The sequence below is a fragment of the Gemmata obscuriglobus genome, assembly GCF_008065095.1.
In the GTDB taxonomy this organism is placed as follows: Bacteria; Planctomycetota; Planctomycetia; order Gemmatales; family Gemmataceae; genus Gemmata; species Gemmata obscuriglobus.
Genome location: NZ_CP042911.1, coordinates 5,715,848 through 5,742,063, shown reverse-complemented (window position 1 = coordinate 5,742,063; position 26,216 = coordinate 5,715,848). Strand labels below are relative to the sequence as shown.

The 26,216-nt window shown below is 65.8% G+C and carries 25 protein-coding genes; 15 read left to right on the top strand and 10 right to left on the bottom strand.

The features are described 5' to 3' along the window. Nucleotides 1-40: 40 nt before the first annotated feature. The 4 genes from GobsT_RS38095 to cysT form a co-directional block, all read right to left on the bottom strand. The gene (locus GobsT_RS38095; protein ID WP_010039447.1) at nt 41-178 is read right to left on the bottom strand and encodes a hypothetical protein; all 138 of its coding nucleotides are present in this window, start codon (nt 176-178) and stop codon (nt 41-43) included. 176 nt (nt 179-354) lie between these two features. Further along, nucleotides 355-1,422: a sulfate/molybdate ABC transporter ATP-binding protein gene (locus GobsT_RS24045; RefSeq protein ID WP_010039449.1), complete on the bottom strand. Its 1,068-nt coding sequence runs from the start codon at nt 1,420-1,422 to the stop codon at nt 355-357. A 57-nt stretch (nt 1,423-1,479) separates the two neighbouring features. Continuing rightward, complete coding sequence (cysW, locus tag GobsT_RS24040; protein ID WP_029600866.1) at nt 1,480-2,364, bottom strand: sulfate ABC transporter permease subunit CysW; 885 nt, start codon at nt 2,362-2,364, stop codon at nt 1,480-1,482. Between the two features lie 3 nt (nt 2,365-2,367). After that, on the bottom strand, nt 2,368-3,201 hold the full coding sequence (gene cysT, locus GobsT_RS24035) for a sulfate ABC transporter permease subunit CysT (RefSeq protein ID WP_010039455.1): 834 nt from the start codon (nt 3,199-3,201) through the stop codon (nt 2,368-2,370). Between the two features lie 154 nt (nt 3,202-3,355). Between cysT and GobsT_RS24030 the strand changes: the two genes are divergently transcribed. Further along, a complete protein-coding gene (locus GobsT_RS24030) occupies nt 3,356-4,339 on the top strand; it encodes a formylglycine-generating enzyme family protein (protein ID WP_202903393.1) in 984 nt (327 codons plus the stop codon). Nucleotides 4,340-4,413: 74 nt separating this feature from the next. Here GobsT_RS24030 and ribH read toward each other — a convergent pair whose 3' ends face one another. From ribH to GobsT_RS24010, 4 genes are all read right to left on the bottom strand, one after another. Beyond that, nucleotides 4,414-4,878, bottom strand: a complete 465-nt coding sequence (gene ribH, locus GobsT_RS24025; RefSeq protein ID WP_010039459.1) for a 6,7-dimethyl-8-ribityllumazine synthase — start codon at nt 4,876-4,878, stop codon at nt 4,414-4,416. A gap of 252 nt (nt 4,879-5,130) precedes the next feature. Continuing rightward, complete coding sequence (locus tag GobsT_RS41195) at nt 5,131-5,385, bottom strand: ISAzo13-like element transposase-related protein (RefSeq protein WP_081471615.1); 255 nt, start codon at nt 5,383-5,385, stop codon at nt 5,131-5,133. Between the two features lie 75 nt (nt 5,386-5,460). Then, the gene (locus tag GobsT_RS24015) at nt 5,461-5,739 is read right to left on the bottom strand and encodes a hypothetical protein (protein WP_010039465.1); all 279 of its coding nucleotides are present in this window, start codon (nt 5,737-5,739) and stop codon (nt 5,461-5,463) included. A gap of 156 nt (nt 5,740-5,895) precedes the next feature. Next, nucleotides 5,896-6,531, bottom strand: a complete 636-nt coding sequence (locus GobsT_RS24010; RefSeq protein WP_010039467.1) for a hypothetical protein — start codon at nt 6,529-6,531, stop codon at nt 5,896-5,898. Between the two features lie 173 nt (nt 6,532-6,704). On the opposite strand from GobsT_RS24010, the gene GobsT_RS24005 reads away from it, so the two are divergent. From GobsT_RS24005 to GobsT_RS23980, 6 genes are all read left to right on the top strand, one after another. Further along, entirely contained in the window at nt 6,705-7,427 is a 723-nt protein-coding gene (locus GobsT_RS24005) for an ISAs1 family transposase (protein ID WP_010033685.1), read from the top strand. Next, nucleotides 7,408-7,851 carry an ISAs1 family transposase gene (locus GobsT_RS24000; RefSeq protein WP_109570897.1) on the top strand — a complete coding sequence of 148 codons (444 nt, stop codon included), beginning with the start codon at nt 7,408-7,410 and terminating at the stop codon, nt 7,849-7,851. Before GobsT_RS24005 ends, GobsT_RS24000 begins: the two co-directional genes overlap by 20 nt. A gap of 53 nt (nt 7,852-7,904) precedes the next feature. Next, nucleotides 7,905-8,954 (top strand): ABC transporter substrate-binding protein, encoded by a 1,050-nt coding sequence (locus GobsT_RS23995; RefSeq protein ID WP_010039472.1) that lies wholly within the window; start codon nt 7,905-7,907, stop codon nt 8,952-8,954. A 225-nt stretch (nt 8,955-9,179) separates the two neighbouring features. Next, entirely contained in the window at nt 9,180-10,667 is a 1,488-nt protein-coding gene (locus GobsT_RS23990) for a sugar ABC transporter ATP-binding protein (RefSeq protein WP_010039474.1), read from the top strand. Nucleotides 10,668-10,779: 112 nt separating this feature from the next. Further along, a complete protein-coding gene (locus GobsT_RS23985; RefSeq protein ID WP_010033207.1) occupies nt 10,780-11,937 on the top strand; it encodes a transposase in 1,158 nt (385 codons plus the stop codon). 16 nt (nt 11,938-11,953) lie between these two features. After that, nucleotides 11,954-12,958 (top strand): ABC transporter permease, encoded by a 1,005-nt coding sequence (locus GobsT_RS23980; protein WP_162542136.1) that lies wholly within the window; start codon nt 11,954-11,956, stop codon nt 12,956-12,958. Nucleotides 12,959-12,967: 9 nt separating this feature from the next. On the opposite strand, the gene GobsT_RS23975 is transcribed toward GobsT_RS23980, so the two are convergent. Then, on the bottom strand, nt 12,968-13,474 hold the full coding sequence (locus GobsT_RS23975; protein ID WP_162683610.1) for a formylglycine-generating enzyme family protein: 507 nt from the start codon (nt 13,472-13,474) through the stop codon (nt 12,968-12,970). Continuing rightward, nucleotides 13,471-15,333 (bottom strand): serine/threonine-protein kinase, encoded by a 1,863-nt coding sequence (locus GobsT_RS23970; RefSeq protein ID WP_148087850.1) that lies wholly within the window; start codon nt 15,331-15,333, stop codon nt 13,471-13,473. Before GobsT_RS23970 ends, GobsT_RS23975 begins: the two co-directional genes overlap by 4 nt. Nucleotides 15,334-15,434: 101 nt before the next feature. Between GobsT_RS23970 and GobsT_RS23965 the strand changes: the two genes are divergently transcribed. The 8 genes from GobsT_RS23965 to hisF all read left to right on the top strand — a co-directional run bounded on the left by GobsT_RS23965 (nt 15,435) and on the right by hisF (nt 26,215). Next, nucleotides 15,435-18,944, top strand: coding sequence for a caspase family protein (locus tag GobsT_RS23965; protein ID WP_010041390.1), 3,510 nt, complete (start codon nt 15,435-15,437; stop codon nt 18,942-18,944). 18 nt (nt 18,945-18,962) lie between these two features. Then, nucleotides 18,963-20,483, top strand: coding sequence for a hypothetical protein (locus GobsT_RS23960; RefSeq protein ID WP_010041389.1), 1,521 nt, complete (start codon nt 18,963-18,965; stop codon nt 20,481-20,483). 123 nt (nt 20,484-20,606) lie between these two features. Further along, nucleotides 20,607-22,028 (top strand): hypothetical protein, encoded by a 1,422-nt coding sequence (locus GobsT_RS23955; protein ID WP_029600955.1) that lies wholly within the window; start codon nt 20,607-20,609, stop codon nt 22,026-22,028. Nucleotides 22,029-22,487: 459 nt separating this feature from the next. After that, nucleotides 22,488-22,907 (top strand): hypothetical protein, encoded by a 420-nt coding sequence (locus GobsT_RS38940; RefSeq protein ID WP_010041387.1) that lies wholly within the window; start codon nt 22,488-22,490, stop codon nt 22,905-22,907. 46 nt (nt 22,908-22,953) lie between these two features. After that, entirely contained in the window at nt 22,954-24,096 is a 1,143-nt protein-coding gene (gene lpxB, locus GobsT_RS23945; RefSeq protein WP_010041385.1) for a lipid-A-disaccharide synthase, read from the top strand. Between the two features lie 90 nt (nt 24,097-24,186). Beyond that, nucleotides 24,187-24,870 carry a metal-dependent transcriptional regulator gene (locus tag GobsT_RS23940; RefSeq protein WP_033198482.1) on the top strand — a complete coding sequence of 228 codons (684 nt, stop codon included), beginning with the start codon at nt 24,187-24,189 and terminating at the stop codon, nt 24,868-24,870. Between the two features lie 230 nt (nt 24,871-25,100). Continuing rightward, nucleotides 25,101-25,253: a hypothetical protein gene (locus tag GobsT_RS38090; RefSeq protein ID WP_010041382.1), complete on the top strand. Its 153-nt coding sequence runs from the start codon at nt 25,101-25,103 to the stop codon at nt 25,251-25,253. 134 nt (nt 25,254-25,387) lie between these two features. Then, nucleotides 25,388-26,215 carry an imidazole glycerol phosphate synthase subunit HisF gene (hisF, locus tag GobsT_RS23935; RefSeq protein ID WP_010041381.1) on the top strand — a complete coding sequence of 276 codons (828 nt, stop codon included), beginning with the start codon at nt 25,388-25,390 and terminating at the stop codon, nt 26,213-26,215. The last annotated feature ends 1 nt before the right edge of the window (nt 26,216 follow it).

Below are 26,216 nucleotides of genomic sequence, written 5' to 3'. Positions count from 1 at the left end.
CGGCAGTGATGAAATTCGGGAGGAAGGCGCAAGCGGAAGGTCAACAAAGACACTCCGGCATTTCGGAGACGACGGCTCCGACCGCATCGTCGGTTTGGTCTGCGATCACGCCATATTCCGCGGCAGGCAACTGGCCTGCGAGGAGGCGGAAGTAGCGATCGAATAAGCCCTCAATCATGGCCCGTCTCCGAATCACGACATCAAACATCATTGTTGTCGTGTGGAGTAATGTAGCCGCCAATTCATTACTTAACAAGTGCGAAATATCATGTTTCCGGGATCTAAGCATATAAATGCAGAAACGGCTTGCAGTTAACTCTGCAAGCCGCGCGGAAATCTGCGAATGATCACTGACTAGATCGAGTAATCCCCTTCGAAAATGCGAGCTGACTTGGGAGTCACGTAAACGAGTTCGTTCTGTTTCAGAGCCAGAGTCCTGTGTCGCTCCGGGGTAATGTCAACGTTAATCATCAGCCCGAAATCTTCAGCGAGCAGCCGCACTTTAACAACCGACCCCGCGGGGTTGACGTGAACAACTTTGCCGAGCATACAGTTGCCACCGTCTGCGGTCCGCGAAATGTCGAGTTCGTGCGGACGAATGTAAGCATCGGTCCGGCCGTTCTCGTTGGACCCGAACAGTTTGGCCGGTAGCTCGACGGAACCGGTCTCGCCCAGCAGCGCCCGCCCGCCCTCCACGCGAACCGGCAGCTTGTTCACGTTTCCGAGGAAGTCCATCACGAACTCGTTCTTCGGGTGCTCGAACACCTCGATCGGCGTACCCTCTTGCTCGATGCGCCCCTGGTTGAGCACGACCACGCGGTCGGACACATCGAACGCCTCTTCTTGGTCGTGCGTCACGAATATGCTGGTCACGCCGACCTCGTCGTGAAACCGCCGGAGCCAGTCGCGGAGCTCGGCGCGCACCTTCGCGTCGAGCGCCCCGAACGGCTCGTCGAGTAGGAGCACCTTCGGCTCCGGGGCCAGCGCGCGGATTAGAGCGATCCGCTGCTTCTGCCCGCCGGATAGGTTCGCGGGGTACTGTTGGGCTTTCTCCTCGAGGCGCACCAACTGGAGCAGTTCGCGCACCCGCTCGCGAACCTGTTGCTCCGGCCACTTCCGCACTCGTAGCCCGAACGCGACGTTTTCGAACACCGTCATATGCCGGAACAGCGCGTAATGCTGGAACACGAACCCGACGTTGCGGTCGCCGGCCGAGCGCCGGGTAATGTCGTCGTCGCGAAACAGAACCGTGCCGGCGTCGGGCACCTCCAACCCCGCGATGACGCGCAACAGGGTCGTCTTCCCGGACCCAGACGGCCCGAGCAGGGCGACCAGTTCCCCGGCGGGACATTCGACACTGACGTTGTCGAGCGCGACGAAATCCCCGAACCGTTTGGTCACGTTCTGAGCGGAAATGGACATAGCAACCAGAGGTCAGAGGACAGAGTTCAGATGACAGGTACCTGCTGCAACCGGTCCTCAGGATGGAGGCTTCTCCTCGTTCGGCTCTCTCTCTTCTGTCTTCTGACCTCGGACCCGTCCCTCAACCCATACTTTGAGCAAGAGGGTGACAACGGCGAGGAGCGTCAGGACGGACGCGAGCGCGAACGCAGCGGGGCTGTTAAAGTCCTGGAACAGAACCTCTACCTGAAGCGGCATCGTGCAGGTCTCGCCGGCGATGCGCCCCGACACCACGTACACGGCGCCGAACTCGCCCATCGCGCGGGCGTTGCACAGGATCACGCCGTACAGCAGGCCCCACTTGATGTTGGGAAGCGTGATGCGCCAGAAGATTTGCCGCCCGCTCGCGCCGAGGCTGAGGGCCGCCAGTTCCTCGTCCGGGCCGATAGCCTCCATCACCGGAATCAACTCGCGGGCTACAAAGGGTAGCGTCACGAATGTGGTCGCGATCACGAGCCCCGGAACCGTGAACAGCACCTGAAGCCCGTTCGTACGGAGCCAAGGACCAAGCAGCCCTTGGAGACCGAAGAGCAGCACAAACATCAAGCCCGCGACCACCGGCGAGACGCTGAACGGTACATCAATGAGCGTAACCAGGAGCGTGCGCCCACGGAACCGGAACCGCGTGATCGCCCACGCCGCGGCTACCCCGAAGACGAGGTTCAGCAGCACCGCGATCGGGGCAACCGTCAGGGTGAGCAGTACTGAGTGCCGCGTGTCGGCGTCGGCGGTCAGGTTCCGCCAGTAGGCGCCGACGCCGTCCGCCAGTGCTTCAACGAACACGCTGATCACGGGGACCACAACCAGAACGGTCATCGCCAGCAGCGCCAGGACGGTGAGCGTAACGCGCAGCCACACCGGCTCGGTACGCCGGTGCGCTCGTGTGGGGGGGGGAAGAGCCATACGTCACCCGCTCCATTTCCGCGACCGGGCTTCGAGCCGGTTGATGAACACCAGCATCAGGAACGACGCGCACAACAACACGGTCGCGATCGCGGTCGCCTCGCGGTAAGAGTTCGGGCCACCCTCTTCGAGCCGGCTCACGATGAGGAACGCCGCGATCTCCGTTTTGAACGGCATGTTCCCGGAGACGAACACGACGCTCCCGTACTCACCCAGGCCACGGGCGAACGCCAGTGCGAAGCCCGTGAGCAACCCGGGAAGCAGCGTAGGGAATGTGACCCGCCGGAACGTCTGCCAGCGCGACGCGCCGAGCAGCGCAGCCGCTTCCTCGGCCTCGCCGTCCAGGGCCGCCAGTACCGGCTGAAGGGTTCGCACGACGAACGGGAACCCGATGAACACCAACACCAGCACCACCGCGAGCCGCGAGTACGCTCCCTCAACGCCTAGGGGCACGAGGAACCGTCCGAGCCAACCGTTCGCCACATACAGGTTCGAGAACACCAGTCCTGCAACGGCCGTCGGTAGCGCGAAGGGTAGATCCACCAGCGCGTCCACGATCCGCCGTCCGGGGAACTCGTAACGCACTAGTACCCACGCGATGAGCAATCCCAGTACCGCACTGATACACGCCGCTGCGAGCGACGCGCCGAACGTGAGCGCGTAAGCCGCTCTGGCCCGTTCGGTCCACACCGCGGCTCGAAACTGATCCCAACTGAGTTGCGTCGCGGTCACCACGCACACGCCTAGCGGTATAATCACCAGCACGCTCAAATAGAGGAGCGTGAAGCTGATACTCAGCCGGTAGCCGGGGAGGACTCGCGGGTTAGCCTGTGACATTCCTTCTCGTTTTCGCCGGATCAGCATCTGTTGGCAAGTTCAGCGATGAACTTTGTCACGTTAATGCTACTGCGCGAGCTGTTTTATGGGAAAGCCCGATCCGCGACCGGCCGTCTCAGCGCTTCGAACACGTCGCGGCAACGTGATCTGGCTTGTGCCACTACTCTTGGTTGCTGGCTTGATTATCGTCGTTCTGGCGATCGGTTGGGGCGGTGAGTTCGACCCTGCATCCGACTCGGACGCCACGCCGGCTGAGACAGTTCGCATTCCCGGGGGCACGTTTTGGATGGGGCGCGCGAGCGGCGCAGAGGACGAACAACCGCTTCACGAAGTCGTGATCGCTGCCTTCGAGATGGACGCGACCGAAGTAACCGTCGGGCAGTTCGCCGCGTTCGTAAAGGCAACTGGCTACGTGACCACGGCCGAGCAAGCGCCGGACCCACGCCGCTACCCCTCCTCAGACCCCGCATACCTCAAACCAGGATCAGCGGTGTTCGTCCCGATGGACGTGCCCCTCGATATACCGGTGTGGTGGCGGTACGTCGGCGGTGCGAACTGGCGCTATCCTGAGGGGCCGCAGAGTTCCGTTAAGGGCAAAAAGAACTATCCGGTCGTGCAGATCACCTGGGACGACGCAACTGCCTATGCCAAGTGGGCCGGGAAACGGCTACCGACTGAGGCTGAATGGGAATTCGCGGCGCGGGGCGGCCTGGACCGCAAGACTTATGTGTGGGGCGATCATAAAAACGGGGCCGATGGGAAGTGGTACGCGAACGTCTACCAGGGTCAGTTTCCGGCTCGCGACGCCGGCTCCGATGGCTTCGCAGGATTATCGCCGGTGAAGAGCTTCCAGCCCAACGGGTACGGGCTCTACGACATGAGCGGCAACGCGTGGGAGTGGTGCGCCGACTGGTACGACCCGGGGTACTACGCGCGTTCGCCGAAAGAGAACCCGCGGGGGCCGGACACCGGGCCGCTCGTGGGCGGCGAACGGCAGCCCCAAAAAGTGCGGCGTGGCGGCTCGTTCCTGTGCGACGATTCTTACTGCTCGCGGTACGTGCCCGGTGCGCGCGACAAGAACCCGACCGACAGCAGCGCCAACCACACCGGGTTCCGCTGCGTGCGAGATGTAAAGTAACAGGCGCTCGCCGCCATCAGAGAGCCTCCAGGTCCGGATTCGTTTCGGCGGCGTGCATCTGTGCAGGCCTCGGTTCAGCCCGGTAGCTTGTGGAGCAGGTTGACCATTTCGATCGCGCACACGGCCGCCTCGAAACCCTTGTTCCCGGCCTTCGCCCCGGCGCGGTGGATCGCCTGCTCCAGCGTGTCGCACGTCAGCACACCGAAGATCACCGGCACGCCGCTGTTGAGCCCGGCTTGGGCGATACCACTCGTGGTGGCACCGGCGACGTGGTCGTAGTGGTCGGTGTCGCCGCGGATCACGCAGCCGAGGCAGATCACGGCCGCGTACTCACCGCTCCGGCCGAGTTTCTGTGCGACGAGCGGGATCTCGTAAGAACCCGGAACGCGCACGAGGTCGATGCGATCGGGGCCGACGCCGTGACGGTGCAGCGCGTCACTCGCGCCGGAAACGAGTTGATCGACAATGAAGCCGTTAAACCGGGCCGCGACCAGCACGAACCGTCCGGGAGGGGAAGAGAAGTCGCCTTCGTACAGCATGAGTGTTGCGCGTGAGTTTAGGGTGTTCTCTCACAGTAGCCGCTCGCCATGCGAACGTCACCGCGAGGCATTGGGCAGTGGCGTGAAACCGAGTTACTCGTCATTGTGGCTGGATGCAGAGGCTCCACTTCGGGAGGCTTTGGGACCGACTCAACCGCTGTGCGAACGGGCGGAACGCTGCCTTCGTCAAGCGCATGCCGCGTTCGTACGTCGCGGTGATCTCGCGGATCAACGGGTGGAACTTCCGCCGGGTCATGCTCCCCGCCCACTGCGAAGGGTTCCGTTCCAGTGTTGTTCCAAGACGCCCCAGCACCGCTCGACCGGGTTGTACTTGCTGTGGTGCGGTGGCAGGTACACCCGTTCGACCTCCACACGGTGGCGGTCCACGGATTCCACCAACCGACTCATGAACTGCGTCCGCGAGCTGGCGACCTCCGGACCGTTGTCCAACTCGATCTGGAATCTTGCGGCCCACGAAGCCCCACTTCTCGTCGAACAGGACCTCACGGCCCTCGGGGGAAAAGGCCACGCGCTCGTCGTGGAGGTCGCGGGTGTGCGACCCGGCCCGGCGGATGTATCGGGTCACGGTATTCGCGTGCCCCCGGTGAGCCGCGCCGTCTTGCGGGGGCCGACGCCTTTGGCCTCATGGACCAGAACCGCAACCACTTGGTTGGCCGGGAGCCGGGCGTCAGACAGGGGCGTGCCCTTACGTTCGGAAAACCGGACCTTGCACATGCGGTCGCGCAGTACCCGCGTCCGGTTCGGCCCGTGATGGGCCGGCACGGTCCGGTTACCATAGTTCCACTTCCCGTGGTCCGGGCAATCCGTGTTGAGCCAACAGAACCAAATCAGGTCGTCCATGACCGATCCAATTCGACCGCGGAAGGGAAATCACAACCGGAGATAGAATCTCTTGCCATGCCTCCAGAAATCCGTTAGTGACAATGATATTTTGTCTGAATTGTTTATCGATTGAATTTGTATCTTTTCGTTGTGCCGCTGCTTGTCGTGTAAGGTTTAGTAGCTGTGAATTGCCCATACGATCCAGAGTGTAAGGCCGAACAGTAACCGCAGGCCGATCTGCACCGCGACCCACCACAGTGAGGCGTTGAGCGTGGTGCGGTAGCCCTCAAGGCTCTTTTTCACCTCTTCGTCGACCATCTTGTACGGGTCGACGAAGCCCAGGGTGACCGCCCGGACTAGCGGACCTTTCCAGCCGAGCCACGTTTCGGCCTGGTCCAGGTACTTGACCGTCTCATCGTGATCAAATTTGCTCACCCGCACTACGAAGTAGATGTCCACCGCCAGCATCGGCAGGAGCGGGACGAGGACGACCGGCACCCACCACCACTCCCGTTGGAGCTGCGGGCCGGTGAGCACCGCCAAGGGGAAAATGAGCCGCGAGAAGAGGAGCTGAACGAGGGTTAGCACCAGGGCCAAGAGGGCGGGCCGGAAGAAGGACCAGTTCAAGATGAGGCTGCTGTGCTCGGACAGCCGCGCGATGAGTTTGGGCCACCGGCCCTGCACGCCGATCAGGATGCGGACCGCGTTGAGGTACACGTCCCAGCGGCGCACGAGGCTGATGACGAACATCAGCGTGACGTAGAAGTCGAACACGCGAATCAGGTTGATCGGCGGCTGCTCGGGCGGCACGGTTTCGGTTCTCGCGGTGGCGCTAACGCAGGTCTATCGACTCCACGGCGATAGCAACTTGACCCGGCCTCACCGGGCGTTTACGCTCTTCGCAGGGCCTTTCCTTATTTCACCTTGCTTACACGAGGGAACGTGGCTATGTGGGGCGCCTTCTCGCAGCCAGGAAGGTACCCATGTCTCCTTGCACCCTGGTCGATGCCCTGGCGGCGGTTCCCGATCCCCGCAGCAAGCACGGCCTTATCCACCCACTCGCCCCCTTCCTCGGACTCGTCGCCCTCGCCATGCTCATGGGGCGCACCAGCCTCAATGGCATCGCTCGCTTCGGGCGACAGCACGGACCCGCCCTCGCCCATGCCCTCGGCTTCCGACGCGGCAAGACCCCGGCCGTTTCCACGCTCTCCCGCACCCTGCGACGCTTCGACGCCGACCAACTGGAGCACGTCCTCTCGTACTGGATCGCCAGCCGCGTCGACCCGGCCGCCTTCACACACATCTCCATCGACGGCAAGACCCTTCGAGGCTCTCGCAACGGCGCGATCCCCGGTCAGCACCTGCTGGCCGCATACGCCCCCACCGTCGGTGCCGTACTCGCCCAGGTCAAGGTCGATGCGAGCACCAACGGGCACAAGGCCGCCTTGACGCTCCTCGGCATTCTGCCGCTGCGAGGGAAGGTCGTGGTCGGCGACGCCATGTTCTGCCAGCGAGACCTGGCCGAGGAGGTGGTCGGGGCCGGCGGCGACTACGTGCTCACGGTGAAGGACAACCAACCCGGATTGGGGATCGACATCCGAGCCGGGTTCGCCTTCGAGACCGCCGCCCGATCGATCGCGGCGGCCACTTCCCCCTGGGGATCGGCCTCCGCCCGCCCCGAGCCGCATCGCCACGACCGTCGATAAGGGTCACGGCCGCATCGAGAAGCGGACGCTGCAAACGACCTCGATTCTGACGTGCTCGCCGACGTGGGCGGGGGTGAAGCAGGGCTTCCAGTTGACGCGTGAGCGGACGGTCCGAGGCCAAACGACGGTCGAAGTGCATTTCGGCATCACGAGCCTGTCGGCCGAGAAGGCGGATGCGGCCACACTCCTGAACCATGTGCGGACGCACTGGCGCATCGAGAACGAACTGCATTACGTGCGTGACGTGACACTGGGCGAGGACGTGTGTCGTGTGCGCATGGGGCACGCACCACAGGTGCTGGCGGCGTTGCGGAACGCCGTGGTGCACCTGTGGCGTGAGGTCAAGGCGGTGAGTTGCCCGGAGGCGATCGAGCGGCTCCAGATGGACCCGGCAATGGCCAAGGGACTTATCGGAGTTACGTAGAGTGAATCAAGGAAAGGCCCTGACGCTCTTCGCACCCTCTCCCTGGAAACCCGATGGCGCGTGTTCACCTCTATCTCCTGCTGGCGGCCGTGCTTCCGATCGCGTCCGGCTGCGCCCGGCGGGGGGAGGAGTACACGATCGTCGTGATCCCGAAGGGCCTGTCGCACGAACACTGGCAGTCGGTGCGACGGGGCGCCGAACGCTGCGCCGCCGACCTGGAAGCCGAGGACGGCACGCGGGTCCGCGTGATCTTCGACGGCCCGCTGCGCGAGCGCGACGCCCTCGAACAGATCCGGATCGTGGACCGCCGCGTGGCGACGGGGGCGAGCGCGCTGGTGCTCGCCCCGCAGCACAGCGCGACCATGACCGCGTGTGTGAAGCGGGCGGCGGACGCCGGCGTCCCGGTGGTCATCATCGATTCGGGGCTGGACGACCCGAACCACTTTGTCAAGTACGTCGCCACCGACAACTACAACGGCGGCCGACTGGCGGGCCGGCACCTGATCCGCGAGCTCCAGCGGCGCCGTAAGGATAAGCCGAAACTCATCCTCTTCCGGTACGCGGTCGGATCACAGGCCACGGAAGACCGTGAGCGGGGCTTCGAGGACGAGGTGAAGGAGCGTTGCCCCGGGGCGGAGTGGCTCTCCACCGACAAGTACGCCGGTGCCACTCGCGACTCCGCGATGCGCGAGGCCGGGCCATTGATCCTCCAGTTCGGGAACCAAGTGGACGGCATCTTCGCGCCGAACGAATCGTCGGCGTCGGGCACCGCCGATGTTCTACGGGCACAGGGGCTGAACCAGAAGGTGGCACTGATGGCGTTCGACGGGAGCAAACCGCTGCTCCAGTCGATCCAGCAGGGCGACGTTATCGGCAGCATTCTTCAAGACCCGTACCGAATGGGGTATCTGTCGGCGTGGTACTGTGTGCGGCACTTGCGCGGCGAGGACATGAACAACGGGCGCCGGGAAATGAGCGAGGGGACCGGAGAGTATCTGATCACGGCGGAGAACGTGACCTCAGCGTTCACGCTCGGGCTGTACGACCCGGAGGCCCAGGCACGCCGGACGACGGAAGAACTGCGGAAGGGGCCGAAGAAATAAGGGGGGGGAAGAACTGTTCCTCGTACCCGCTCCGGTTAGTCGTGTTTGTTATCTTGTGGCACAGACATTCCTGTCTGTGCGGTGCTGGTGGCGGCACAGACAGGGCTGCTGTGCCAAAAACAACAGCCATGGTTGCTGTGCTGTCGCGTTCCCAGAGATCGCGCCGGACTCGCCCTTGGTTTCAAGTTCCTCCCCGCCAGGGGGCGGGGAAGAGGGGTTCTTCGCATGGCGCCGCGCTTCCGGCTCACCGGCATCCGCAAGAGCTATGGCCCCACCGCCGCGCTCCGCGGGGTGGACCTCGAACTGCTGCCGGGTGAGGTTCACGCGCTCGTCGGTGAGAACGGGGCCGGTAAGTCGACCCTCATGAAGGTGCTCAGCGGGGCCGAACGGCCCGACGCCGGCACGATGGAACTGGACGGCACGGCATACCTTCCCACCGGGCCGCACGCCGCGCGCCAGCGCGGCGTCGTGATGATCTACCAGGAACTCGCGATCTGCCCGGACCTGACAGTCGAGGCCAACGTCACGCTCGGGCAGGAGCGAAACGTTTTCGGCTTCCTGACGGGCGAGGCGAACCGCACGCGGGTCGTCGCCGCCCTCGCGCAACTCGGTCACCCCGAGATCAGCCCGGACACGCCCGTCGCAACGCTTTCACCCGCCGGACGCCAGGTGGTCGAGATAGCCCGTGCCCTGTTGTCGGATGTCAAGGTTCTCGTCCTCGACGAACCGACCAGCGCTCTCAGTCAGGAAGACGCCAAACACCTGTTCGAACTGATCCGGGCGCTGAAGGCGAAGGGGGTAACGGTCGTTTACATCAGCCACTTCCTCGAAGAGGTCGAGGCGGTTGCGGACCGGTTCACGGTGCTTCGCGACGGCGAGGCCGTCGGCAGCGGCCGGGTGGGCGAAGTCACGCGCGAGCGGATCGTGGAACTGATGGTCGGGCGAGCGGTTGCGGAGCAGTACCCGCGCACCGCGCACGACATCGGTGGCCCCGTGCTGGCGCTCACCGATCTGGCGGGCGAGCAACTGCCCGCCGGCGTTTCGCTCCACCTGCGTCGCGGTGAGATTCTTGGTGTGGCCGGGATCATCGGATCGGGCCGCACGGAACTCCTTCGGGCGGTGTACGGGCTCGATCCGGTTCGCTCCGGGCGCGTCAGAATTGGTGCCTTCGGCGGAGGGCAGGCGACGCCGCGCGATCGTATTCGGCAGGGGCTCGGGTTCGTCAGCGAGGACCGCAAGACGGAGGGCCTGGCGCTGGAGCTACCGATCGCGGACAACGTCGCTCTCAGTCGGCTCGACGAAGGCGCCCGCGCCGGCTTCCTGTCGCGGTCGCGTCTGAGTGCGGCGGTCGGTGAGGTACTGAACCGGTTCGGGGTGAAGTTCCGCGATGCGGGGCAGCCGGTCGGTGAATTGAGCGGCGGGAACCAGCAGAAGGTCGCGCTGGCTCGGCTGTTCCACCAGCGTGCCGACGTACTGCTGCTCGACGAGCCAACGAAGGGCGTGGATGTCGGCAGCAAGTCCGACATTTACCGCCTCATCGGCGAGGCCGCGGCGAGTGGCAAGGCGGTTCTGGTGGTGAGCAGCTACCTGCCGGAACTGTTCGGCGTGTGTGACACCCTCGCGGTGATGACCCGCGGCCGGCTCTCGGCCGTGCGCCCCGTTTCCGAATGGACACCGGAAGCGGTCATCGCGACCGCGACCGGGAACCCGTAACGCGTTCTCTCAAACGAAGTACAGTAGTTTCAAGTTGGGCGATTTATGAGTAGCGGGCCGCATGGGTTTACCGGTCAATGGTGGTTACCACGCCTCCACTGTCGGAGCCCCCATGCGACCCAAACGTCAGTCTATCCGAGCCACCCCGGCCCACGCCACCCGGCACCTCCGTCCGGTCCTGACCGACTGGCTCGGCCGTGCGGTCCAACTGCCCAAGCGTCGCCGCACCTGTACACCCGAGGTGGTGTGGCGGGTGGTGCTGTTCGCCGCGGCGTTCGCCCGCTCGGTGGCCGCGGCCTGTGCCGCGATCGCCGACGCCCCGTCCGGGCAGGCCATCTGGGATTGCTTGTACCTCACGCTGCCCAAGCGGCGCCGCACCCTCGAGCGGCGGTTGCGGCCGGCCCTCCACGCCCCGCTCGGCAAGCGGAAGCGGGCGGCTCGGGTCGCGATCGACTACCACCGGATCGGGTACTTCGGGACGCCGAACCGGGACACCACCCGGTCCAAGGGGGCCGGCGGCACCCACACGTTCCACACGTACGCCACCGCGTGCCTCGTCGGGGGACCGGACCGGTACACGCTCGGGTTGACGGCCGTGGGCGAGAAGGAGCCGATGACCGCGGTGCTCACCCGGCTGTTGGATCAGGTGACGGCGGCACGGGTTACGGTCCGGGTCGCGCTGCTGGACAAGGCGTTCTTCTCGATCGCGGTGATGCGGTTGCTCCAGGCGCGGGGTGTGCCGTTCGTGATCCCGGCCGTGGTCCGGGGCCGCAAGCCCCGGCCCGGGGTGAAGGGGGTCGGGTTGCGGGCCGTGCGGCGGCGGGGCGCGGGTCGATATGCGTACACCCACGCGGATCGGGGCACCTCGGTGCGGGTGCACGTGGTGATCGCTCACAAGAGCTACCGGTACCGGCGGACCGGGGGCCGGCGGAGCAAGAAGTTACTGTACGCGGCGTGGCGGGTGAGCGGGAGCCCGGTGGCGATTCGGGACCTGTACCGGACCCGATTCGGGATCGAGAGCAGCTACCGCCAGTTGGGGCAGGTTCGGCCCCGGACCTCGACCACCGATGGGGTCGTGCGACTCCTGTGGGTCGCCGTCGGGCTGATCCTGCGTAACGCCTGGTTGTGGTCCCGCTCAGCCCGCGGCCTCGGGTGGACACTGGCGGCGGTATGCCTGATACTGTTGGCCGATGGGCTGGCACCTACAGATGGCGAAAATAAGTCCATTACTACTGCACGATCGGCCAACAAAACCAAGCCGCCAACTTGAAACTACTGAAGTACCGATGGCAACCTCTCCTGCGCCTGCTTCCACCGCGTTCAAGCTCCCGGCGGGACCGTGGATCGGCTTCGCCGCTGTGCTGGCGCTGTTCACCGCGCTCATCGGCATCAAGGGCGACCTGGGCACGTTCCTGAGCCTCGGGAACCTGCGCGTGCTGCTGCATGAGGGGACGATACCGGCGGTTGTCGCGCTGGGGATGCTGCTCGTACTCATCAGCGGCGGCATCGACCTGTCCGTCGGTGCTACCGTCGCCCTTGTGACGGTTGTTACGATGCGCGTCTACACTGCGATGTACACCGCGTCCGACCCGTCACCCACGAGTTCGGTTGTGGCGTGCGTGTGCGGGGTGCTCGCCGGCGGGCTCGTGGGTTTCGTAAACGGGTTGCTCGTGACGAAACTCCAGCTACCGCCGTTCGTCGCCACGCTGGGGATGCTCGGAATCGCACGTGGGGCCGCCGTGTGGCTCGCCGGACGCGCTACCCTCCCGTTCCCGCTCAACGGCACTCCCGAATGGGTGAACACCGTCGGCCGTGTGTCGCTCACCAACCCGGGGCTGTGGTCACTTGTTGCACTCGCACTCCTGACGGTCGTGCTGTTGCGGCTCACGGTATTCGGGCGCCACCTGTACGCCGTCGGGTCGAACGAGGCGACGGCACGGCTGTGCGGGGTGAACGTCACCCGTACCAAGGTGCTCGTATACACCCTCGCAGGGCTGCTCACCGGCTGGGCCGGGGTGATCATGTTCGCCCACAGCAACAGCGGCAACCCGACGCTCGGCGAGCAACTCGAACTCGACGTGATTACCGCGGTTGTGATCGGCGGGGCGAGCCTGTCGGGCGGGAAGGGCGGGGTGGTCGGGGCGATGCTCGGGGTCGCGATCCTCATCCTTATCAAGAACGGCGTGAGCCTGTTCAACGTTCCGGTCGAAATGCAGTATGTGCTCATCGGGGCGCTGCTGGTCGCGAACGTGAGCCTGAACCGGTGGCGTGAGCGCAAGAACCGGGCGTGAGAGCCGCGGTCAGGGCACTTTGAGTACCACACGGAAGCCCGTGAACGGGCTCGGACGGTTCGCGGGCGCTGTCAGGGGCTGGATGTTTCGTTCCGCTTCCAGCATTTTGAACGTGAGCGGCCGATCCAGTGCGAAGTTGCGGCCGCGTAGTACCACCTTTTCGGTGCCCGTTGGGGATGCCACGTCGCGCACGTCGTTTCCGCTTCCGTCGTTGAGAATTGTGCGCGTCCATTCACGTCCGTTACCCGACATATCTAGCAACTCGAAGTAGCTGATGTCCGCTCCGCCCGGGCGTCGGACGGGACCGGCCGCCGCCCGGTTGACCCACGGGGTCCCCGACCGTCGGCTCGGTCCTTCCTGCCCCTGCTGGTCGTGGAAGCCGGCCGCGTGGTCCCACTCCTCGGCGGTCGGTAGCGAGCCGTTGTAGGCGGACCGCGCGAACGCCTGCGCGTCGGTCGCGGTGACGTTCACGACTGGAGCATCGTCGCCACCGGCCCGGTACTCGGCGTTCGTCACCTTCGTTTCGGAGATGTAAAACGCGACCGACGGCCCTGGCGGTCCGCTGATGAGTCGGAACCGTACCGCTTTGCCGTTGTGCTGGGCGGTGACCCACTCCGGGACCATTTTCCCGACGAGCGCAATTTCTTTCGCTCCGGCCTCTGGCGTTGTGCCCACCGGGAACACCCATTTCGGACCTGGCGGTTCTGGCGGGCGCGGATCGACCCGCCGGGGGGGCGGTGCGAGGGTGTCATCCTTGGGTGTGTGTGGGGGGGGGGCGGTGGGGCTTCTGTGACGGATGTTGGCACACCACCGGGGCGGTTGAACAGTGCCCAGGCACCGACCGCTACCAGCGTGACCAGCGCCAGAGTGGCGGCCACGACCAGCGGTCCGAACCGGCGGGTAGCGGCATCCGGTTCCGGCTCTCCGAAGAGTTCGGGCTCCGGAGGCTCCGGTTCCACGGGATCGGGAACGGCCTTGGGGCGCGGCTTCTTTGGCAGCGAATCGATGACGACCGTACCGCCCGCTGTGGCCGTGTCGATGGCGGGCCGGCTGCCGCTGGCGAACGCGGCTACCGAACCGCCGTTGAGCGGCGGGGGCGGGAGCGGCGGTGTGGTGGCGGAGTGCCGCCCCGTAGCGGCGAACGGTATTCCGAGTGCGACCGACAGCGCCGCGACGAAGTCCGTGCAGCACCGGTAGCGCTCGTGCGGTTTTGCCGCCAGCGCTTGACGCAACACCGCGCGCTCGGGTTCGGTCACAACCTCGCTGAACTCGTACCGGCCCTCGTAGTGCGCGAGCATCAACTCGCCGAACGGACACGGCTTGAGCGGCGAGTGCCCCTGTCGCAGTTCGACGTAGGCAAAGGCGAGGCTGTAAAGGTCGCTGGCCGCGCCGCCCTCGCCGCCCCAGATTTCCGGGGCCATGTACGCGGGCGTCCCCGCGAGGCTCATGGACTCGACCCCTTGCGCCTGCGCGCGGGCTAAACCGAAGTCCGCGACCTTCGCGTGGCCGTGCAGAATGAGGATGTTGTCCGGCTTGACGTCGCGGTGAACGATGTGTTGCTCGTGCAGGAAGTCCAGCCCCTCGGCGGCCTCAGCGATGTACCGGAACAGTTCCCCAGCGGGCACCCCGGGGTGGCCCTCGGTGAGGCACTGCTTCAGCCGCCCGCGGAGCGTGCCCTCGGCCAGCTCCATGACGATGTGGAGCCGGTTCTCCGTCACCCAGAAGTCTTCGGTCGCCAGGATGTACGGGTGCCGCAGGTTCTTGATCAGTTCGAGCGACACCAGCTCGCGCTGCCCGGCCTCGCGGTCCGCGGCCTGGTGGAGGATCTTGATCGCGCGCTCGATGCCGCTCGGCTTCTTCCGCGCGAGCCACACCTCGCCGAACATCCCGCGGCCCAGCTCGCGGATCAGTTCGTACTGCTGCGCCACCTCCACCATCCCGCGGGCGGTCGGGGGCAGGTGCGGCGCCGACGCCGCTTTCACCGTGCCCGACGCCGTCACCGCGTCGAAGTCCGCCTGGACGGCGGCGAACTGGTCCGGGAACCGGTCACGGAACTGGAGCGGGTCGGGGGGCTCGCCGGCCTGAATTCGACAGCGGTACTCTTCAATGATCAGCGCAGGCGGCGCCGCCCCGCCGGGCGCGAGTTCGGGAAACCGGGCGAGGTACTCCTCGATCCGCGGCCGTTCTCCGCCGGCCCAGCGGTGCCGTAGCTCGCGCGCGACCAGTTCGGTCAGCAACTTCAACCGCTCCCCGCCGACCAATCCGTCCAGAAATTCCGCGAAGTCGGTCACACCGCCGTTTACAAGCGCGTGCTGGAACCGGTCGGCGCGGGCCGTGAGTCGGTTCCGGTCGTCGTTGGGTAGCGTGTCGGACATCGGCCCGGTCCCGGTCAGGAATGGTTCCGCCAGTGTACACGAATCTCACCCCGCCCGTCCGTGTATGGTATCCTGGTCCCGCCTGTGGCTCCGGGGGCTCTATGGCCAACCTTCTTACCACACTGGTCGGTTTCGCTCTCGTCCTGACGGCGCCCGATGCGGGCGGGCAGCAGTTCGACCGCCGGTCCCGCGAAGAGCCCGAGATCGTGGTCGAGGCGGGCGGGCGGTTCGGCGCCTGTGACGTTCTGCGGTTCTCGGGCGACGGGCGGTTACTGTTCGCCGCGGGTGACGACAAGGTGGTGCGGGTCTGGCCGTACACCAGCAGCGGCCTGGAAACGGAGCGCGCGAAGGCGCAGGTCTTGCGCTGGCGGGCGTGGCGCGAGCAGCGCGGCGGCATCCAGGCCCTCGACATTTCCTCCGACGGCAAGAACGTCGTGGTGGGCGGGTACGGAATGAAACCCAGCACGGTCGCGGTGCTCGACCGGGCGACCGGCGAAACGGTCGCACTCACGTGGCCGCTCGTGCGCAAAGGGGACGCGAACTTTAACATCGTCACGGCGGTCGCGTTTCACGCGGACGGTCGGGTCGGGTTCGGCACCGCGGACGGCAGCCTCTGGCTCTGGAACCCGAAGCCGCTTCCCGAGCCGGACCAGGACGGGCGCACCGCGGCGCCGCCGGTTCGCGTCGGCAAGCACGACTTACCGAAACGAACGGTCGGGTCGGAGCCGTTCAACCGGCCGCGGCTGATCTGGTTCTCCGAGAACGGCACCCTGGTTTCAGTCGCTCAAAGCGGTCAGGTGTATGCCTGCGCGTTCGACGACACCGCTGCCGATACCCCGGAACGGCCGCCGCCGGGGAAAGAACTGTTCAACGTGAACGCCGCCGAACCCGTGGACGCGCGGGTGTATCGCGTCGAGCGGATCGACGGCGGGCGGTGGATCGCGGTCGCCAGTGCGGACTCCAAGGTGCTGCTGTGCCGCGCCGACGGCAAACAGACGGTGCGCCTCGAACTCGGCAAGGACCGGTTCCCGCGCAGCCTCGCCTGGCACCCGAAGACGCGCGCGCTGGCGGTGGGGGTCGGTCGCGCCCTCGCGCCGGAGGGGGAGGGGCCGCGCTTCTTCGCCGAGGGGAACGACGAGGTTCGGATCTACGCCGACCCGCTCGCGAAGCCCGGTGCGGAACCGGACGTCATCACCCACACCGGGCGGGCCGAGGCGCTCGCTTTTCACCCGACAGACGCGCGCCTCGCGATTGCAGGTGGCGATGCCGATGAGATCACGGTGCGAAAACTCGACAAACCCGACGAGAAGCCGCAGGTGGTGCGCGGCGGCGGGCGGCGCCCGTGGGCGGTTAATCTGTCCGAAAACGGAAAGATGGTCGGCATTCAAACCGCGCGGGACGCCCGCTCGCTCGACCCCAATAAGCGGGGCAGCGGCCCGTGGAGCCGGTTCGATCTGTCGCGCCTGAAGGAGAGTTCCGACGAGGGCCAAAAGTGGGTCGGACCGGTCCGGAGTGCCGACGGGTGGGAAGTGGTGCCGAACTCGGATAACCGGTACGAGTGGTTCGTCGAACGCACCCAGATGGGCGAGAGGCAGAGGTTCCGACTCGAACTCGACCGGTTCCGCGATCTGGCCCCGACTTGCTACACGTTCCTCCCCGCGTCCGAGAAGCGGCCCACCCGCGTGATCGTGGGGCACTATTACGGCTGCACGCTGTTCGAACTGGTTCCCGAGCGCGCGGTCCGTGGCGGGTTCGTCGGAACGAAGGTGTACACCGGCCACGCGGGCGAGGTGACATCGGTCGTGGCGGCGAGGAGTCAGACCTGGTTCGTCACCGGGGGGACCGACCAGACGGTCGCGGCGTGGTCCCTGGAAGATTGGAAGGACGCGCCGAACCTCGGCGCGACGTTCGAGGAGCACAACGGGGCGGTGCGGGTTGTGACCCTCGAAACCGGCTCGCCCGCGTGGGAGGCCGGCCTGCGGAAGGGTGACGTGCTCGACCTCCTGGCCGTGGACCGGGTCACAGTGTTCGACCGGACGGTGAAGCTGAAGGCGGTCGGCACCCCGCAAGACGCCCTCGCGGCGCTCAAGGCCCCGAAACCCAGAATCGAGCTGTATTTCGGAATTGCGGCCGGAGAGAAGACGCCGCGCCGCGAGACGCTCACCACCGTCCGGCAGCGCCCGACCTGGAAGTGGTTTCCGGCGTTCGACAGCGCCGGCCGCATGAACGACTGGGTCGTATGGATGTGGCACGGGTCGTACTACCACACCAAAACGGTCAACGGGGACCGGCTCGTAGGGTGGCACGTCAACGCCCCGGACCCGGGCGGGCGCCCGGAGTTCTACCAACTCCAGCAGTTTGAACGGCTGTTCCATCGGCCCGACGTGATGGAGACCCTGGTGGACGCCGGTGTGGCGGCGGCGCTCCTAACCGCCCGCAATGAGCACCCGACCCGCGACCTGTTCAACAAGTCCGAGCCCGCGCCGGTGCGATTGGGCCTGGGGCACCACGAGGTCACGAACGCCGGGCTGCCCGTCACGATCACCGTCCGGGCGCGCGGCACCAACCCCGACCTATTGCCCGAGCGCGTCGAGCTGTGGCTCAACGACTTCCTCATCGAAGAATGGCCCCGTGCGGGGCGGCAACTGGACCCGCGGAAGCCATTCGAGGAGCGATACCCGATTCCGGCGAACCGGTTCCGTGCCGGCCCGAATCGTTTGACGGTGGTTGCGGTCAACTCGGCAGGCGGCCGGGTCGAAGAGGTGCAGTGGGTGCCCAACCCCCGGTCTTCGCCGGCGGCGCGACTGTTCGCGGTGCTCGTCGGTGTGAACGACTACTCCGGCACCCGCCAGATGAACGCGGGCGCGCGGAACTTCGGCGACCTTCTTCACGCCCGCAACGACGCGACCGAACTCGGCAAGCTGCTGAAGCAATGCGCCGGCGGTAACCTCCTTTACGAAACGGCCAGCGCCGACACGCACCTGGACCCCAAACGGGGCAAACTCCTCGACGCCCTGCGCGCGGTCGCCGATCAGGTTCAGCCGGACGACACGCTGGTGGTGTTCTTCGCGGGCCACGGTGACGTACTTATGCCGAACGACGGGCCGGTTCCCACAGTGGGACCGGGGTTGCCGGGCGACAAGGGCGCGTTCGTGTTGTGCACGCCGAACTACTCGCCCGCGAAACCGACAGAAACGGCGGTCGCGGCGGACGAGTTGTTCGCGGCGCTGGCCAAGGTTAACTGTCGGAAGGTGGTGCTTCTTGACGCCTGCCACTCGGGCCGACTCGCGACCACAAACATGCTCCGCCGGTGCGTGCCCAACGGGCAGGGGCCGCTCATTATCGCCGCGTGCGACGAGGGTCAGCGGTCCTACGAACACGCGAAGTACCAGCACGGGCTGTTCACGCGGGCTGTACTCAACGCGCTCGACAAGGACAGGGACTACCGCAAAGCGGACTTCGACAACAACGGGGTCGTGTCGGCCGACGAACTGTTCGATTACGTCTCCGCGGAACTCCCCGCGCTGCTCCGGGGCGCGGGACTGAGCGGGCCGCAAACGCCCGCGTCGTTCCCGCGCGACCTGCCGAAAGACCCGCTCATCAAGCGCTGAACCTGGCGAGGTGATCCGATGCGCTCGATTGCTGGTGCCGTCGCGTTAGTGCTTCTCGCTTCCGCGGGCGCGCGCGGGGCCGAACCGCTTGACCACCGGGGGCGCGGCGATCTCGCGATCAAAGCGCGGGACATCCTCAAGCGGCATTGCGCCGAGTGCCACACCGGCAGCGCAGCCCCCGGGAAGAGCCGCACGAATCTGCTCGACCACGCGCAGGTGGTCGGCGAGAAGAAGAAGCCGATCCCGCTCGCTGCTGCGGGGGAACGCTCGCTCCTCCTCGAGTTACTCGCGGACGGCTCGATGCCGCCCGGCAACCGGGCGGCGCCCACCCCGGCTGAGGTTGCGGTCCTCAAGAAATGGATCGACGCGAGCGCGCCGGGGTACCCGCTCGCGTTCGACGAGGATTACGTCCTCGGCACCATCGCCGACCAGTTCAAAAACAACCCCGACCTGTCGAAGACGAAGCAGTACGTCTCGTTCGCGCACCTCGTGCGGGACGGAGAGCCCCACCCGGACCTCGGCGCGGCGGAGCGCGATCTCCGTATCGCGCTGGCGCTCAGTTCGTCTGCACGAACCGGCGCCGCGCTCGAACCGGTTGACGAGGCGGGCACCGTGTTCCGGTTCGATCTCGTCGAACAGCAATGGCGGGGCGGTTACGTGTTCGAGTTGATGGAAGGGCGCAGGCCGACCCGGAACGCCGCCCCGACCCATCTCGACGTGTTGATCGAACGAGAGAACCCACACGCCACCGCGCTTCGGCCGGACGAACTGCCGGCGGCGCGGTTAAAGGAACTCCCAGGCCTTCGGGGGGCGGTGGTCCCGGTCCCGTACCTGCGGGGCGACTGGCTCTCGTCGTCGCTGCTGGCGCCGGCTTGGGCGCCGAAAGCCGTGTTCGGGTGGGGGCCGCGCTCGCCGCTCGCCGCAGATCTGTTTGCGTTGAGCGCGTTGCAGCGCTTAGAACCCACTGACATGGCACCGGACGGGCCAGTGGCACGGCCGTTTGCCGGGTTGAAGCCGGTTTCTGTTCCGAGTGCGGGCCCGGGGCGCATGCCGATCCCGCCTCTGTCGGCTTGGTACGCGGGTGACGTGGTGCCCCGAGAATCGCCGCTCAAGCTCAAGGTCGATCTCATCGTCGGCGCGAAGCCGGTCACGCAGGTCAAGGTCGACGAGCCGTTTACGCTGGAGGTGCGGTGCGAGCAGAAGGTGTATTTCACGCTGCTCATGGTACAGGCCGACGGCGAAGTGCGCGTTCAGGAGGTGCTGGGCGGGAATGTCCTTAAACCCGGACAGGCGCAGAGGCTGTTGCCACCCAATGGAAAGTCCTTCGTCATTGGGGGGATCAACGGTGGCGGTAAGACGGCGGTTGAACACTTCGTTCTTTTCGTTTCGGAAACGGAACTCCCTGCTCCGACGATCGTACGCAGTAAGCACGGGTCTCGCTACGTCTGGCGTTTCAGTATGGAGCCGACCGAGCGGTTCCCGTTCGAGCCGAACAAGGTCGTTCGAAAGGTGGTCCCGATCCACGTCGCGCGGGAATAGGAAGGGACCGGCGTATTCGCAGACGCGAGAAGGAACGATTGAACCGGGAATATGTGTCGTGCCGATAAAGCAGGCGCGTCGCGTTCTCGGGGTTCCATCGTCCCTCGGTCACGGAGCGTTCCCATGCGCCGGGTGCTTCTCTCCGCTCTTGCCGGGATCGGGGTTGCGACCGCATCGTCGCTCGCCCAGGAGCGCGTCGTCCCTTCGGTGATCGCGGCCGGCGGTCCGTTCAAACACTCGCGCCCGGCGACGGTGCCGTGCCCGCCTCTGGGCGTCGGGCCGCTGACGCCCGGGGCCCCGAGTATCCCGACCGCACCGTCCGAGCCGGTGCCGCAGATGGACCCGCCGGTCGCACCGCCCGGGGGGATGCCGAGCCTGCCACCAGACCGCCCTCCGGTGATGCCGTACCCGTCGCCGCCGAACCCGCTGGAACGGCGGCTCGTGGACCCGTTCGCGCAGGCGACCGAGGCGGGGGGGCTCGCGCCGCGCACGTTTAACGAGAACTTCGACGGCGACTTCGGCGGTGTGTACTACTCGCGCCGTATCACTACCGGGTTCACCACCGTTCCCCGGGTCGTTGGGTTCACCCAGCGGGTCACCGGGTTCACGCCGACGACAACAAGCACCACCACCACGGGAACCACAACCGACCCCCAGGGCGGGCGCACGACAACGACCACCATCACGAACACCACGACACTCACCCCGGTGATCGTGAACGACCCGGTGATCGTCAGTGATCGTGTGGCGCAGACACGCCTCGTGCGGCTGACGCTGGCCTCACGCTACAGCGGCGTCCTGATCACGGACAATGACAACCCGCGTCCGCAGGACCGGTTCTACGGCGGGTTCAACTTCTACGACGACATCGGCGGAAAGCTGAACCCCGGGCTGGGGCAGGTCGACCTGCAGCGCCAACTCGTGGGGTTCGAAAAGGTGTTCCTGGGAGGGGACGCTTCGTTCGGTATGCGGCTCCCGTTCCAGCAGCAGTACGGCCCGTCTGAGTTAGGCAGTTCACACACCATTGGGGACCTGACGCTCCTCTTCAAGTACGCGTTCGTGAACGACGCGCAGACCGGGAACGTGGTGTCGGCCGGGCTGGCGCTGACGGTTCCGACCGGGAGCGGCGACGTGATCCTGGCAGACGGATCGCAGGCCCCGCACTCGGTGCTGTTCCAACCCTGGCTCGGGTTCGTGCGGGTGATGGACCGCGCGTTCTTCCAGGGGATCACGAGCCTCGTTGTGCCGACGGACGGACGCGACCCGACGCTTTTCAACAACAGCGTCGGTATGGGGTACTACCTCTACCGCGCGCCGGACGCGTGGCTGACGAGCATCGCGCCGATGGTCGAGTTCCACGTCCGAACGCCGCTGTCGGGCCGCAACCCGGCCGGCCTGGTGTACCTCCAGGACCAGGTGAACATTACCAGCGGGCTGCACTTCCGCTTCAACCGGGCGACGCTCAGCGCGTCCATGTGCATCCCGGTGGCTGGCCCGCGCCCATGGGCGTTTGAAGCGATGACGTTCTTCAACTACAACTTCTGATCGGGGAACCGAGGCCAATTTACCTCGTCGAGAACGCCACGCGACTGGTTATGGGGATCGGCATCCATGTTAATAAGCCGAACCCCTACAGTCGCGTAGTTCCACACAATCCGTCACTTCCGAAAATTCATCACGCGATTGCGTGGAACATTGCAGCCACTTTCTGCAGAACAGGCGGGTATTCGGCACGGAACTTGTTACGAATTGCGATCGGCTACTGGAGTCAAGGCGGGCGCATAAATCGCCTCGTTTCGCGCCGCGTGCTAATCCTCAAAAGCTGCCGCAGTAAATGTTGCCCGATTTTGGTTGGTATGTGAATTCCGGTTGACACATCCCATCCGTCGGGTAGGTTTAGAAACACCCGTTCATCCCCGAGGATCGCGATAAACGCGATTGGCCAGGACGGCCGCGGATGCTTGGCTCCAGCCGCCCCCCACTATTGGCTGTGAGGCACCGCAGATGTCGAACCCAGTAAACGCCCCGCAACCCGCGGCCGTTGAACCTACAAACGGTTCCAAGTCCGGAACTACGCCCTTTCCCGCCGACCGCCGCAAGCGCAACATTCCCGTTGCGACGGACCGTCGTCGCGCGGAGAACGCCGCTGCCAAGCGGAAGAGTAGTGAGCGGCGCAGGCTGATCGACCCGACCACCTGTGAGCGCGACTACTCCGACGACGAGACCGAGTTCATGAAGGCAATGGACCGGTACAAGCGCGAGAACCGGCGCCCGTTCCCGACGTGGAGCGAAGTGCTTGAAGTTCTTCGCTCGCTCGGGTACCGTCGTGTCGCCGAGACGACCGAACTGCCTGGTCGCGGGGCCGGGAATGGCGTTGCAGGCGTGGACGCTTCCGCGCTGACTCCGCCTCCCGCCAAGGGGTGAGGTCGCGCCCCTCGGGTCAACTGCTTGCTGGCAAGGATGCCGCATCATGAAGGTTTTCGTCAGCGCCGGTGAGCCGAGCGGGGATCTGCACGGCGCGAATCTCGTTCGCGCTCTTCGCGCTCATTCTCCTGACACGCACGTCACCGCCTTCGGCGGCGATGGGATGCGAGCCGCCGGCGCGGACATTCTGTTCCCGCTCCCCAAGTTCGCCGTGATGGGGCTGCGCGGTGTTGTCCAGGCGCTGCCCGCACTATTTCGCATCGGCAACCTTGCGATTCATCACATCCGCACGCAGCGGCCCGATGCGGTGGTCATGATCGACTACCCGGGCTTCCACCTCGAACTCGCCAAACGCATCCGCGACTTCGGCGTACCCACATACTTCTTCGTTCCCCCGCAGATTTGGGCGTGGCGATCCGGGCGCGTCCGCACCGTGCGGAAGTGCTTCACGGGCGTACTCACGGCGCTGCCGTTCGAGGACGAATGGTATCGGAAGCGCGGGGTGCAGACGCACTACATCGGCCACCCGTATTTCGACGAACTCGCGCGGCAGCGCCTCGACCCCGATTTCTTGGTGCAAGAGCGGGCGAAGCCGGGCGTGCGGGTGACACTGCTGCCGGGTTCGCGCAACAGCGAGATTGCCGCCAACGCGCGCACAATGCTCGCAACCGCGCAGAAGATCCATGTGGCCCGACCGGACGTGCGGTTCTTAATCGGGGCGTTCAACGCGACCCAAGCCGAAGCGGTCCGCGCGCTCCTGCCCACTGGGTTGCCGGTCGAGATCCACGTCGGGCGCACGCCAGAAGTGATTGAACTCGCCGACGCGTGCCTCTCCGTATCTGGTTCGGTCAGCTTGGAGTTGATGTACCGGGCGAAGCCGACCGTTGTGATGTACTGCGTCGGACGGGTCGAGGGATGGGTGCTGAAACAGCTCATCAACGTTAAGTACATGTCCCTCGTCAACTTGCTGCTCAACGAGCCGCTGTACCCTGAGTACCCCACCTGGCACGACCGCTCGGCCGAAATGGCGGGCGAAATCGTGGGCTGGCTCAATGACCCCGCTCGGCGTCAGGCAGTTGTCGATCGCCTGATCGCACTACGGTCCCGGGCCGCGGTTCCGGGCGCGTGCGACCGCGCTGCCGCGTTCCTCATCGGGAAAACGGCACCGGCCGCGGTTCGCGCTGCGTGAACCGGCCCGATTCACGAACTCATCACCGCCTTTCCTTGTCCGTTCGTTATGATAAGTGGTGGCACACCTCACGGATTCGGAGTCCCCGGCATGGCCGAACAATTGTCGCCAGCCGTTCAAGACTATCTGAAAGCTATTCACATGCTCGGTGGCGCCGATGAGGGCGTGCCGTCCGGGAAGATTGCCAGCGCGCTGGGGGTGAAGGCACCCTCCGTCACCGGAATGTTGAAGCGGCTCGCGGACGCCGGCTGGATCGAATATTCCGCCGGCGAGGGCGCGAAACTGTCGCCGGGCGGGCGGACCGAGGCGCTCCGGGTGATCCGGCGGCACCGGCTCGTGGAGCTGTTTCTCACCAAGGCCCTGAAGCTCGACTGGAGCGAGGTGGACGCCGAAGCGGAAGCGCTGGAGCACGCCATCTCGCCGCGGCTCGAGCAGGCGATCGCCGATTACCTTGGCGAGCCGCACGAGGACCCGCACGGGCACCTGATTCCGTCCAGCTCCGGGGTGCTCCAGGCGCGGAACTTGAAGCGACTGTCCGAGTTCCGGGCGGGAGACATGGTAGTCGTGCGCGAGGCCCAGGACGACAACCCCGACCGGCTCCGCCGCTGGCAGCAGCAGGGGCTCACGCCCGGGGCCAGCGTTCACGTGCTCTCGTACCAGGAACTCGACGACCTGTTCGAGGTCGAAGTGGGCGGACGCCTCATCCGCCTCGGGAGCGAGGGGTTGGACGGGCTGCGAGGCGAGGTAATTGCGGCCCCGTCTGAAGCTCCCTAGCACGCCGTCAACTTCCCTGAACACCCGACCGATCCGGCGATGCCGGTTTCAGCGGTCGCGTTAACAGTGCAGAAAAACCCTTCACTTCCGGGCTTTTCACGCATCGGTTTTTCCCCCCGCGCCGGTTGCCCCGGTCGGCAAGTGACCTACGGTTCTGGCACCTCCGGGCCGCTCGCCCGCGAACGCCCCGAACCTTAAAGTCGCTTTCCGTTCGATTGGGGAGACCACCCGTGTTCCAGTTACTCGCGTGCAACATCGCCTGCCTGACCATCGCCTGTCTGTATTACGGGTACCGCGACGTTTACCTCCAGCACCGCAAGCGCCAGCAGCTCAACGACCGCGTCGCCTACATGCTCTGGGTCGCCGCCAACCGGATCGACTGACCGGCCCCGCCGCGGGCCGCCCGCCCCGGTTCGTGTTGCGGTGTGCGCGGGGGCCGATTGACCGCACGGGCGCCGCCCGGTACGATCACATCAGACTCTTCTCAACCCGCCCACGCGACGAAACCAAAGGTTCGATGTTCACCAAGCGCATCATTCCGTGCCTCGATGTGGATCGCGGGCGCGTGGTGAAGGGTACGAATTTCGTCGGACTCCGCGACGCCGGCGACCCGGTCGAGGTGGCCCGGCGGTACGACGAACAGGGCGCCGACGAACTCGTGTTCCTCGACATCTCGGCCAGCCACGAGGGTCGGGCGATCATGCTGGAGATGGTGCGCCGCGTCGCGGAGCAGATCTTCATGCCCTTCACCGTCGGCGGCGGCATCCGCACCATCGGCGACGCGACCCAACTCATCCAGGCCGGCGCGGAAAAGGTGAGCCTGAACTCCGCGGCCGTGCGCACCCCCGAACTGATCGAGCAGGTGAGCCGAAAGTTCGGCAACTGCGCCACGGTGGTGAACATCGATCCGAAGCGCGTCCCGCGCGGGGAGTTCCTCGCGCGGAATGAGAAGCTCGGAGCGGCGTTTACTCCGGTGGCCGCGGACGCGTCCGAAGAATCGGTCTGGGAGGTTCACGTCAACGGCGGTCGGGTCCCCACGGGCTTAGAGGCCGTGTGGTGGGCGCGGCGGGTGGTCGAACTGGGGGCCGGCGAAATCGTCCTCACGTCGATGGACGCCGACGGCACCAAGAGCGGGTACGACCTCCCGATGCTGGCGGCGGTGAGCCGTGCTGTGAACGTGCCGGTGGTCGCGAGCGGCGGGGCCGGGAGCCCCGAGCACCTGCGCCTCGCGTTCGAGGCCGGTGCGGACGCGGCGCTGGCCGCCAGCATCTTCCACTACAACGAGTACTCGATTCCGGACACCAAAGCGTACCTCGCCTCGAAGGGCGTGCCCGTGCGCGTGTAGC

Coding starts and splice junctions, on each gene's coding strand:
- GobsT_RS23965 (WP_010041390.1), top strand. CDS start 15,435: ATGGCCAACCTTCTTACCACACTGGTCGGTTTCGCTCTCGTCCTGACG.
- GobsT_RS23980 (WP_162542136.1), top strand. CDS start 11,954: ATGGCAACCTCTCCTGCGCCTGCTTCCACCGCGTTCAAGCTCCCGGCG.
- GobsT_RS38095 (WP_010039447.1), bottom strand. CDS start 178: ATGATTGAGGGCTTATTCGATCGCTACTTCCGCCTCCTCGCAGGCCAG.
- GobsT_RS23940 (WP_033198482.1), top strand. CDS start 24,187: ATGGCCGAACAATTGTCGCCAGCCGTTCAAGACTATCTGAAAGCTATT.
- GobsT_RS24005 (WP_010033685.1), top strand. CDS start 6,705: ATGTCTCCTTGCACCCTGGTCGATGCCCTGGCGGCGGTTCCCGATCCC.
- ribH (WP_010039459.1), bottom strand. CDS start 4,878: ATGCTGTACGAAGGCGACTTCTCTTCCCCTCCCGGACGGTTCGTGCTG.
- GobsT_RS38940 (WP_010041387.1), top strand. CDS start 22,488: ATGTCGAACCCAGTAAACGCCCCGCAACCCGCGGCCGTTGAACCTACA.
- GobsT_RS23990 (WP_010039474.1), top strand. CDS start 9,180: ATGGCGCCGCGCTTCCGGCTCACCGGCATCCGCAAGAGCTATGGCCCC.
- GobsT_RS23985 (WP_010033207.1), top strand. CDS start 10,780: ATGCGACCCAAACGTCAGTCTATCCGAGCCACCCCGGCCCACGCCACC.
- GobsT_RS23970 (WP_148087850.1), bottom strand. CDS start 15,333: ATGTCCGACACGCTACCCAACGACGACCGGAACCGACTCACGGCCCGC.
- GobsT_RS23955 (WP_029600955.1), top strand. CDS start 20,607: ATGCGCCGGGTGCTTCTCTCCGCTCTTGCCGGGATCGGGGTTGCGACC.
- GobsT_RS24015 (WP_010039465.1), bottom strand. CDS start 5,739: ATGGACGACCTGATTTGGTTCTGTTGGCTCAACACGGATTGCCCGGAC.
- cysW (WP_029600866.1), bottom strand. CDS start 2,364: ATGGCTCTTCCCCCCCCCACACGAGCGCACCGGCGTACCGAGCCGGTG.
- GobsT_RS23960 (WP_010041389.1), top strand. CDS start 18,963: ATGCGCTCGATTGCTGGTGCCGTCGCGTTAGTGCTTCTCGCTTCCGCG.
- lpxB (WP_010041385.1), top strand. CDS start 22,954: ATGAAGGTTTTCGTCAGCGCCGGTGAGCCGAGCGGGGATCTGCACGGC.
- GobsT_RS23995 (WP_010039472.1), top strand. CDS start 7,905: ATGGCGCGTGTTCACCTCTATCTCCTGCTGGCGGCCGTGCTTCCGATC.
- hisF (WP_010041381.1), top strand. CDS start 25,388: ATGTTCACCAAGCGCATCATTCCGTGCCTCGATGTGGATCGCGGGCGC.
- cysT (WP_010039455.1), bottom strand. CDS start 3,201: ATGTCACAGGCTAACCCGCGAGTCCTCCCCGGCTACCGGCTGAGTATC.
- GobsT_RS24045 (WP_010039449.1), bottom strand. CDS start 1,422: ATGTCCATTTCCGCTCAGAACGTGACCAAACGGTTCGGGGATTTCGTC.